The following is an 11,157-nucleotide window of genomic DNA, read 5'->3' as shown; positions in this document are numbered from 1 at the left end:
TTATCGAATGTTGAATCTAGTACGTTTAAAAGCAAGTCAATTCGTTTCAAAGTAATCTCCCCCTAAATAGTTAAAGTTTCAAAAAAATCCTTATAACTCTATCGAGATTCTATATTTTTAAGTAAACTTCCTGCTTTTTAACTACCCTGCGAATCTTATTCCACAAACTGGCCCAATTCAAAAAGATACGTCTTTTTATATGCACGCCTCGATTTTGATTAAAGATTAATTTCAGTAGCTTTCAAAAATATTTACTATAAAAATCGCGTCTCAACTTTCCGCTCAGCTGAGCATATATTCTCGTGGTTTCACTCTTCTCATGACCAAGTAAGCTTTGTATTACTTCAAGTGGCGCACCGTTGTTAATCATATGTGTAGCATAGCTATGACATAATTGATGAGGATGAATACTTTTTTTAATCCCGGCACGATTCGATATACGTTTGATAATAAATCTTAGGTTATCAATACTCATACGTCTTTTTGGCCTTCTTTCCGTAATAAACAAACAAGGCTCCCCATCATCTCTTTCATCTAGATACCTTTTTAACCAAATGATACAACGAGTATTAAAGTATACTTCCCTTTCTTCATCACCTTTCCCATGTACAATGACAGAATTCGTTGAGAAGTTAATATCGTCACGACTCAGTTTTACGACTTCCCCAATACGGCAGCCAATAGAATACAAAAATTCAAATAATACATTCTCCATTGAGTTATGACATGCTTCCCTAAGGTGTTCAATCTCTAGTTCCGAAAGGAATTTGGGGATTCTTTTGCCTAACTTCGGTTCTTTTAATTTAGCAGCAGGGTTTTTAAGAATAAAGCCTTCATCATGTGTCCATCTAAAAAGTGATTTGATGCAACGAACTCGGTGTCCTAAGCTAGATGGCTTTAAGTGTTCTCCTGCTTCAATTAAGTAACCCTTTACTTTTTCTGTAGTAAATTCACTCATGTTAATGTCACCGAAATAACGTAATAAGAGATTATATTGAAAACAATATGTTTTTAAAGTCAGAGGTGAATATCCCTCAATTTTTTTATCTAATTGATACTGTTCCCAGGCCTCAGATAATAACATTATTCTTCACGCTCCCATTCTATAAATCAATTAATCTAGATTCTATTATGTTCAAGGAGAGTCTCTTTTATACGCTAGTTATTCAACTATCGTATAAAACAAAAAAATTACTTAACCATGAGAACACTTGAAATACAAGAAAAAGACGCTTTCTCTATAAAGGAATAGCGCCCGTTAACGGAATAACGAAAATGCTGAATATGTAAAATAACTTAATAATCTATCAAAAGAATTGATCTCGGCATATGGTTTTATTTCGGTATCATTCTTGATCATATAAGGATTGAACCATATGCCCTTTATATTTGCATTTTGACAACCACCAATATCCTTTTCTATGTCATCTCCAACGAATAATGCTGCTTCCGGTTGAACATTAAGCTTATTCAATGCTAATTCAAATATACGTTTGTCAGGTTTACTAAATCCCACTTCTTCAGAAATAATTATTATATCAAAGCAACTATTTAAATTGGTGTTAATTATTTTAGCCTTTTGTCTCTGAGTTGAGCCATTTGTTATAATTGCAACTTTAACATGCATCTTTATAGTATTTATGATATTTATAGTATTTTGGTTTATAGAAAAACAATGAGGAAAATTATTATTCCAAAAATCTTGAATGTAATTGCGTGGTAATCTATATTTTGGTGGAAATTCATCAAAAAATGATTCCAAAACTTTTACTTTATCACTGTAGCCATAGCTTCTTTTATCATATTCCTTGAATTTCTGCAACATTTCGTTTTTTACTGAATGTTGTTTAACATCCCCATAACACTTCTCTAAAATAATTGAAAACAATTTATCTACTGCCTTATCCCTATCAAGTAAGGTATCATCTAAATCAAATATCATTGCTTTATAACCCCTCAAACAACTTCACAGCCTTTCTCACATTATATAAATAATCCCTAGTTCATTCTTGCCCAGTTACGGAATGTACGTATGGTGGTATTAGACATCACCCTATAAGGTGTCACACTGCGTCCCCCACGGTTATAAAAAAAACATGATTCTTCTGCTTGGCGTAGAAAAATCAGGGGTTTAACTTCCCAAAAACGTCTTAGTTTATAATCGCGTTTTGTCGGCAGTACCCCTATATAACTTATCTACTTAATAGTCTAAATTCCCTATGATTACCAAAAACTCCTCCCTGTTCTTTTGCCACGTTAGCTTAATACATTTTTTCATATTCTTCACGATCAATTAAATATGGTATTCAACAATATGGCCCTTTAATGGAATACCTGTTGGATTAGAATAAAGTTTGATTATTTTTCTATTCCTCTGGTTGAACAAACGCGCCGTTAGAGCGAAAAAGGTCGCTTAATTACAAGCTCCTTTAGACGAATTTACTAACTCAATCAATTCCTTTAAAAGAATAATCTCTTACCACCTTACAAATCTGCACGTTATATTGGCTGTACCACGTTTCTTTTCCATTTTGTTGTGCTACTTGATGAGTCGTATTAGCTTTCCATTTTGAATTGCTTCTAAGGATTCCCAATAAGAAATTGTAATACTATACTCTTCGTATCTCTTACGCTCTCAATCCTAATAAATCCAGGTTGTGTTTTTACTAGTTCTACCAAGTTGTCTGACATACTTTCATATCTTTCTGAATTGTGCTCTGTTCTTTGAGAAGTAAATATAGCTGCATAATAGGTATTCATTGTGTTACCACCTTAAAAGAATTGTGTCTTTATTAAGAATTGAAAACCATGAGTGATTTCAATAGCAGCTGTCTCCATGGGAGGAAAGACTTCAATAACGATGTGGGAAACTAAGACACCAATGTTGTAGTCATTATTTTTAGGAAAAAACAGTCTAGAGTTCCCTTTTTTGTAGGAAGCTCGAGCATTCAACCCACTGATAAAGGGAAACCCAAAGGGCATACTAAGATTATATTTAAATTGGGAGGATATAAATTTGAGTACAATAGAAAATGCATTATCTATCTTCGCCTTAGGCGGCTTGAATGAAATCGGGAAAAATATGTATGCAATCGAATATTCAAACGATATCGTGATTATCGACTGTGGCAATAAGTTTCCAGATGAAAGTTTATTAGGAATTGATTTGATTATCCCTGATATAGCTTACTTAGTAGAAAATAAAGATAAAGTCAGGGCTTTAATTGTCACACATGGACATGAAGATCATATCGGGGGGATCCCGTTCTTCTTAAAAAAATTGAATGTACCCGTTTATGCCACACGCTTCACACTAGGATTAATTGAAATCAAATTAAAAGAACATAAACTTCTAGGAGAAAGTGAACTTATTGAAATCAACTCAAACTCAAACTTGACAATCGGAGAAATAAGTGTAAGTTTTTTCAAAGTGACCCATAGTATTCCTGATTGCTTGGGAATAGTCTTTCACACACCAGAGGGTAAGATTGTACATACGGGGGACTTCAAGTTCGATTTAACCCCTGCGAATAATGAGAATTCGGATATTCATAAAATGGCTGCAATCGGCAAAGAAGGGGTCTTGCTTCTATTATCTGAGAGTACCAATGCAGAGCGTCCTGGTTTGACCCCATCGGAACAAATGGTAGGTGAACATGTGGAAGCAGCTTTCATGAAAGCCGAACGCAAAGTTATTCTTTCTACCTTTGCTTCAAATATTAGTCGCGTTCAGCAAGTCGTGAATGCAGCGCAAAAAACAAATCGAAAACTTGCGTTGCTTGGACGAAGTATGGTTAATGTTATAGCGGTTGCTATGGAACGTGGTTATTTAACAGTTCCAGATGGAATGTTAATTGCCCCACATGAAATCAATGAAATGGCTCCTGAAAGGGTGGCCATTTTATGCACGGGGAGTCAAGGAGAACCATTGGCTGCTCTTGCTCGCCTGTCCACTGGAAACTTTCGTGGTGTCGACATTTTACCTGAAGATACGGTTATCTTTGCAGCAGGTCCAATACCCGGGAATGAACGAAATATCACGAGTATCGTAGACAACTTATTTGCACTTGGAGCCAAAGTGATTTATGGATCAGGAAGTACATCCGGAATGCATGTTTCTGGTCATGGTTATCAAGAAGATTTAAAACTAATGCTTACATTAATGAAACCAAAATATTTTATTCCCATTCACGGTGAATTTAGAATGCTACACCATCACCGTTTGTTAGGTGAATCTGTTGGAGTAGAGCAAGGAAACACGTTTATCATCAATAATGGCGATGTCGTCGATATTGAACATACCATTGCCCGTCAGACCCGGAAAATACCGGTGGGGAATACCTACGTAGACGGGGGGGATGTCGATAATATTGGGGAAATTGTGTTACGAGACCGCAAACAACTTTCGGAGGATGGGATGCTCATGATTGTTTTAACTATGAGCAAAGCGGAAGGAAAACTGATTTCTGAACCCGATACCCTTTCTCGTGGATTTGTTGATAGAGATTTCTCAGAACTCCGAAGAGACGTTAATCGCCTTACTATAAAAACTGTTAACGAGCTACAAGAAGCAAATAGAAACCAATGGAATGTAATGAAAAAACAAATAAAAAAATCAATACGACAATATGTATATACACATACTAAGAAAAAGCCAATGATTGTTCCTATACTTATTGAAATTTAATAGGGGAGAAGTTTTTAAAAAAATGAATTAATTGATCTTCAACAATTGGGCGCTTTAATTGAGCAAGGATAACAAAAATAATCAAACTTTTTTATAAAAGGATGATTCAATAAAATATATTAAGAGCGTGTTTTGATCAATCTTTTTTCAAAACACGCTCTTTCTTTTTGCTTGTTTATCAAGGTTATTAGTATTAATTTGATCAATCCTTATTCTAAAGCTACACATAAAGCCAAATTTTCAAATAGGGTGTTTTTGCACATCCCGCGAAATAGGGGAATAACACTCTAACATGTTTCCCTAAAGCGGTCGCCATCTCTTTCACTGTATATACTTTCATCTAAACCCTCATATTAGACTGAAAATTCAAAAAACAATATATATTCTTATTATAACTAAAGTAATTGTTGCTATGCACTTTTCATGAGGATGTGTTGTTGTTGTAAATGAGGTCATGCAGAGGTCTGTAAAATTAAAAAAGCACACCACTTTCATTAAGTGATGTACCAATACTTATATAATGTGTAACATTATATAAGTTCTTTACTTTTAGTAAGGAAAGAAAACTATTAATCATTCTTTATTTTACAGAGTAGTTTAGGATGTTTTTGTTTTCAGTTTTCTTCTGTCCATTTTTTCAATCGGTGTATTTCTTCGCTGGAACTTATTTTCCGCCCATAACGTACCTGCTCGTAAATAGATATAATTTCATCGCCTCTCTTTATACGAGATAACCATCGTTGAATCGTTTCAAACGGACGCCTCTTCTCATATTGCGGCAACGTCTTCTCCCACTCAATTAAGAAGACTCGTATTTCCTCTTCTGGAAGAATTGTAAATTTTTCTACATTGTCACAACTTTCCTTTTCATTTTCTATACACTTTATATCCTTTTTCATCAAAAGGCTTAAAGTTTTCCTTTTTTTCGTTTTACGACGTACAAAATAGGTAACAACAATACTGCCTAAAGCAAGTCCACCGATTGTACTATACCCGACTGGGCTCTTCTCAAATACCCCTTTCAGACCTCTTATTTTCCCAAAATTCCAATCCGTAGTTATTCCTTTCACTTCTTTTTCGTCCATCTCTTCAATCTCTCTTCCTGGTTCTTTCGTAAAATAAATCGAACTTCTTTCCTCTTCATCATCCATTTTTTTCTTTGGATGAATGAACTTTTCTTGCATAATCACAGCCCCTTGTGATAATACAGCTGCTATGACGAAAAAACTAAGACAAATCATGATACGAACCATATAAATACGATTCTTTTGTAAAAACGACATATGACCTCCTCCCTCACTTCACCACTTGCAGCCATCCAGCTTGTTTTTCAGGTGGATTCCCAATAATAATCGGAATAGCTCCAACTTCTTGCTGACGGAAACCTGTCTGATAGAAATAGGAAGAAGATAGCGGAACATCTCGATCTGTTAAAGATGATAATAATTGTAATGTCTTGTGTAGTTGTTTGCGGTATTTACCAGCCGTTATATGGATAATCCCGTTTTCACACATACTATTCACCCATAGCTCAAATGAACAATCTTGCGCTAATAGTTGCCGACAAACACCCGCTGTTACTTCAATTAAATACTCTATATCTGGACGCAATGTATAACCTGTCGAACCTAATACGTTTAAATATACTGCGTATCGATCACCTTGCGTATATTCGTATTTTTTTGCACTTAATACACCTGTTTTCGCAGTCGCTCCCCAATGTATCGAACGAAACGACTCTTGTTCATATGCTTTGACTCCAATAATTTTCGTTTCATCATAAAGAGGAGATACAGCCGCAGTTCGAAATCCATGCTTCCAGCTGTTTGTTTCTGGAATATTTACTTTGGCAATGCGAGGATATATACGGAAACACGGAATATGTTGTTTACTTATCGGTATGTGAATTGTAATAAACCGAAATGGATCAGACAAAATAATTTCTGCTTCTTGCCAGCTCTGTAATCCTCTTTGCTGTGCTGATACATGCAAATCTATTTCTAACGTTTCCTGTTTTTTCAGATGCAAAGGAATGCGATAAGAATGAACCGATTGTTCTAATTCTCCTTCTGACAATACCCATTTCATATGTTCATCTGAGCGAAAACGAAATGTAACTTCAAAAATTGGCAGTTTTGTTGGATTTATAATACGTACACGACAATGCCCAGTCTCATCAATAAAGAGACGTTCATGTTGTTGTGTTATTTCACAATATATTTGTGAAGCCTTACGAACATACCAATGAGCAAAACTTACCATCAGCAAATAAAAAAAAGCAAGTACAAACAGAAAAAAATTTTGTATAAATAGCCACATTAGTATTGTAATAAGGGTGACTATCCCTGCAATATATGTTTCCACAAGCGGATGTTTAATCGTCAATTTCTCTTTCATACATTCTCCACCGGAACAGCTACTTGTTCCAAAATTTCTTTCATCACATTCGCTTTCGTTGTTTTCATATCTCCTTCAATGCTCAGTGTTAAGCGATGGGCACATACAGGCTCCGCTAATGTATAAAAATCATCAGGTGTACAAAATCCTCTCCCTTTTAATAATGCACGAGCTTGTGCTGCTCTCATGAAAGCTAATGAGCCGCGCGGACTCACCCCAATTTCAACGAGTTCATGTTGACGTGTTTTTTCCACAATATCAAGTAAGTAATCTTCCACTTCTTCATGAATTTCAACCTGTTTCGCTTTTTCTTGCAGAGAAAGAATGTCTACGAGAGAAACTACACTTTGTAAGCTGCGGAGCGGGTCTTGCTGACGGAAACGGCGTAACATCTCCTTTTCATGCCCTCTATTTGGATACCCTTGCCGAATCGTTAATAAAAAGCGATCTAACTGAGCATCTGGAAGCGGAAAGTACCGGCAGACTCCAGTGGATTTTGCGTAGCAAGCACAATAAACGGCTGCGGCAACACATGCGTCTCTCCTGCAATTGTGACAGTACGCTCTTCCATTACTTCTAATAAAGCAGACTGTGTACGCGGAACGGCACGATTAATTTCATCGACCAGCACAATATTAGCGAAAATCGGCCCCATTCTCGTTTTAAAATCGGATTCTTTCATATCAAAATACTCTAAGCCTACTACATCACCCGGTAATGTATCTGATGTAAATTGTACACGTTGAAACTTCCCATCTATACTTTTTGCAAGACTTTTCGCTAATGACGTCTTCCCTGTTCCTGGAACATCTTCTAGTAAGACATGTCCGTTTGCTACCAATGCAATCATAGCTAAATCAATAACCTCTTCTTTTCCTACAATCACTTGCGAGACATTTTCTCGAATTCTTTCTAGAATTGACATACCTTTTTATCCTCCCCTACACTAATTATTTTCTGTTTTTTCTGACATTTATTTGTAGTATATCAGAATTCAAATATTTACCGGTTATTTTTGGAGTTTTTTGTAAAATAAGTTTCCTTTTTACATATGATATATATAAAATACATGTTGCAAACCCCCTAGTCATCTACAGCAATAGTACAAACAAAGAAAAATTCCAAAAAAGGTCACAATTTATATAAAAACAGATTTGCAAAAACAATTTAAATATTGTATATTATGAATCAACATACAAATGTTATAAAAAAGCTACGAAAAGGACACGAGATATTCTTTACGGTTTTACAGAGAAGGAAGAATTGCTGAGATCTTCCTAACGCTGGAGAATGACTTACCACCTTGGAGCTGTATTGGGGAATTATAGTATCCAATGCCGTAGACGCTACGTTACAGCGCATGGAGCCATCGCTACTTTTTATGAAGTACGATGGGAATCTGGGTGGAACCACGGGTATTAACGCACTCGTCCCTGTTTTAGGGATGAGTGCGTTTTTTATTTACTCAATTTCATATAACAATTGGCAATGAAAAGGACATGAGGTATTCTTTACGGTTTTACAGAGAAGGAAGAATTGCTGAGATCTTCCTAACGCTGGAGAATAACTTACCACCTTGGAGCTGTATTGGGGAATTATAGTATCCAATACCGTAGACGCTACGTTACAGCGCATGGAGCCATCGGTGCTTTTTATGAAGTACGATGGGAATCTGGGTGGAACCACGGGTATTAACGCACTCGTCCCTGTTTTAGGGATGAGTGCGTTTTTTTATATTCATAAAATGGAGTGATAATGATGAGTGAAAAAATGATTAAAATTCGTTTTCCAAATGGTCGTGAACAGGAATACGTTAAAGGAATTACGCTAGAAGCAATTGCAGAATCTATTAGCCCTAACTTAAGAAAAAAAGCTATTGTAGGAAAAGTGAATCATCAACTATTTGATTTACGTAGAAACGTACAGGAAGATGCAGAAATTGAAATTTTAACTTTAGAATCAAAAGAAGGATTAGACGTATTACGACACACAGCAGCCCATATATTAGCACAAGCTGTTAAAAGAATGTATGGTCAAATCAATTTAGGAGTTGGTCCTGTTATTGAAAATGGTTTTTATTATGATATGGATCTCCCGAATAGTATTGCAGTTGAAGAGTTAGTTCATATTGAACAAGAAATGCAAAAAATTATTGCTGAAAATTTAGAAATTCAACGAATAGAAGTGAGTCGCGATGAAGCAAAGCAAATATTTGAAGAGCTCGGTGACCATTTAAAACTAGAGCTATTACAAGATATTCCTGCCGATCAAAACATAACTCTTTACAAACAAGGTGAATTTCTCGACTTATGCCGCGGACCACATTTACCGTCTACTGGCTTTATGAAAGCTTTTAAATTAACAAACGTTTCAGGAGCATATTGGCGCGGTGACAGTAATAACCAAGTCCTTCAAAGAATATATGGGGTTGCCTTCCCTTCTAAAAAGGAACTAGATGAGTATGTAATCTTTTTAGAAGAAGCTGCAAAACGTAATCATCGTAAATTGGGCAATGAATTAGAATTGTTTATGTTCTCTGAAGAAGCTCCAGGAATGCCATTTTATTTACCAAAGGGGCAAATCATACGAAATGAAATGGAAGCTTTTTTAAGAGGGATTCAGCAAAAGCGTAATTATCAAGAAGTCCGCACTCCTTTTATCATGAACCAAAAGCTATGGGAAAACTCTGGTCACTGGGACCATTATAAAGAGAATATGTATTTCACAGAAGTTGATCATGGAAAATTTGCCTTAAAGCCGATGAACTGCCCTGGCCATATGCTGATGTTTAGAAATAAACTGCACTCTTATCGTGATTTACCAGTTCGAATAGCTGAATTCGGCCAAGTCCATCGCCATGAATTTAGCGGTGCTCTAAATGGACTTCTCAGAGTTCGTACATTCTGTCAGGATGATGCACATATTTTTGTAACACCTGAACAAATTGAAAATGAAATAAAAGAAGTAATTGATTTAATCGATTACGTATATCGTACATTCGGTTTTGAATATGACGTTGAGCTCTCTACAAGACCTGAAAATTCAATGGGAGATGACGAGCTATGGAACAAGGCGGAAGGCGCTCTGCAAAATGTACTAGAACAACTAAATTTCCGCTATAGAATCAACGAAGGTGACGGCGCATTTTACGGTCCGAAGATTGACTTCCACATTAAAGATGCTTTAAACAGAAGTCACCAATGCGCAACTGTACAGCTTGACTTCCAAATGCCAGAAAAATTTAATTTAAGCTACATTAACGAAAAAAATGAAAAACAACGTCCTGTTGTGATTCACCGTGCTGTCTTCGGTTCACTTGATCGATTCTTCGGAATCTTAATTGAACATTTTGCCGGAGCATTTCCAACATGGCTAGCTCCCGTGCAAGCAAAGATTATTCCTGTATCAGTTGAAGCACATGAACAATACGCAAAAGAAATAGAAGAAAAGCTAAAACATGCTGGCATACGAGTTGAACTCGATCTTCGCAATGAGAAACTCGGTTATAAAATGCGAGAAGCGCAAGTTCAAAAAATCCCATACGTCCTTGTTGTTGGCGATCAAGAAGCTGAGCGCAACGAAGTAAACATTCGAAAATATGGAGAACAACAATCTGCAGCTGCACCATTTGACGAATTCTCTGCAAATATTCAGCACGAAATTCAAAGTAGAAGCTTATAATACAAAAGAAATTACAAGTTAGCCAAAACATGTTTTATCCTACACCATGATGTTGTTGTATCAATGTTTCTACTACAACGCAAAACGAAGAAAAGGATAGATAAAGCAGATGATCCAAATTCAAAAAAACTTAAAATATAAAGGTCCTAACATATTATATATGACTAATATGTTAGGACCTTTTATTTTTGGTAATGAGTTTTGAAACTGAATTTGTTGGCGATCCCCCTCCTATTAAACTAACAAGACAGGCCCTAAGATATTCAACGAAAAAGAATGTTCCTTACTATACAGACGTAGAAGGATATACTATTACTCATTCTTTTGTTAACAAAGTATTGGCACTTACAAAAAAGGAATCGAGTGATTTTACAAGATACCATACTTTATAA

The 11,157-nt window shown here is 35.9% G+C and carries 6 protein-coding genes, 2 pseudogenes and 2 other annotated features; of the genes and pseudogenes, 2 read left to right on the top strand and 6 right to left on the bottom strand.

Going from position 1 to position 11,157, the window contains the following annotated elements:
* Nucleotides 1–241 precede the first annotated feature (241 nt).
* The 3 genes and pseudogenes from CN326_RS17440 to CN326_RS25175 form a co-directional block, all read right to left on the bottom strand.
* Nucleotides 242–1,084, bottom strand: coding sequence for a tyrosine-type recombinase/integrase (locus CN326_RS17440; RefSeq protein ID WP_098310240.1), 843 nt, complete (start codon nt 1,082–1,084; stop codon nt 242–244).
* 174 nt (nt 1,085–1,258) lie between these two features.
* Nucleotides 1,259–1,942: an HAD family hydrolase gene (locus CN326_RS17435; protein ID WP_090914663.1), complete on the bottom strand. Its 684-nt coding sequence runs from the start codon at nt 1,940–1,942 to the stop codon at nt 1,259–1,261.
* Nucleotides 1,943–2,447: 505 nt separating this feature from the next.
* A pseudogene (locus CN326_RS25175) lies at nt 2,448–2,760 on the bottom strand (antibiotic biosynthesis monooxygenase family protein).
* Nucleotides 2,761–3,016: 256 nt separating this feature from the next.
* On the opposite strand from CN326_RS25175, the gene CN326_RS17425 reads away from it, so the two are divergent.
* Complete coding sequence (locus CN326_RS17425) at nt 3,017–4,687, top strand: ribonuclease J (RefSeq protein ID WP_098310239.1); 1,671 nt, start codon at nt 3,017–3,019, stop codon at nt 4,685–4,687.
* Nucleotides 4,688–5,301: 614 nt separating this feature from the next.
* On the opposite strand, the gene CN326_RS17420 is transcribed toward CN326_RS17425, so the two are convergent.
* The 3 genes and pseudogenes from CN326_RS17420 to CN326_RS17410 all read right to left on the bottom strand — a co-directional run bounded on the left by CN326_RS17420 (nt 5,302) and on the right by CN326_RS17410 (nt 8,009).
* Nucleotides 5,302–5,970, bottom strand: a complete 669-nt coding sequence (locus CN326_RS17420) for a hypothetical protein (RefSeq protein ID WP_098310238.1) — start codon at nt 5,968–5,970, stop codon at nt 5,302–5,304.
* 13 nt (nt 5,971–5,983) lie between these two features.
* Complete coding sequence (locus tag CN326_RS17415; protein ID WP_098310237.1) at nt 5,984–7,084, bottom strand: DUF58 domain-containing protein; 1,101 nt, start codon at nt 7,082–7,084, stop codon at nt 5,984–5,986.
* Nucleotides 7,081–8,009 (bottom strand): annotated as a pseudogene (locus CN326_RS17410) (AAA family ATPase). Before CN326_RS17410 ends, CN326_RS17415 begins: the two are co-directional and overlap by 4 nt.
* 281 nt (nt 8,010–8,290) lie before the next feature.
* Nucleotides 8,291–8,522, top strand: a binding site (T-box leader).
* Nucleotides 8,523–8,563: 41 nt separating this feature from the next.
* Nucleotides 8,564–8,795 (top strand) — a binding site (T-box leader).
* Nucleotides 8,796–8,842: 47 nt separating this feature from the next.
* Here CN326_RS17410 and thrS point away from each other — a divergent pair.
* The gene (gene thrS / locus CN326_RS17400) at nt 8,843–10,765 is read left to right on the top strand and encodes a threonine--tRNA ligase (RefSeq protein ID WP_098310235.1); all 1,923 of its coding nucleotides are present in this window, start codon (nt 8,843–8,845) and stop codon (nt 10,763–10,765) included.
* The last annotated feature ends 392 nt before the right edge of the window (nt 10,766–11,157 follow it).

The sequence above is a fragment of the Bacillus sp. AFS018417 genome (assembly GCF_002560985.1).
Lineage (GTDB): Bacteria > Bacillota > Bacilli > Bacillales > Bacillaceae_G > Bacillus_A > Bacillus_A rhizoplanae.
Note: the sequence above shows the minus strand (reverse complement) of the source record. Positions and strands in the feature narration are given on the sequence as shown.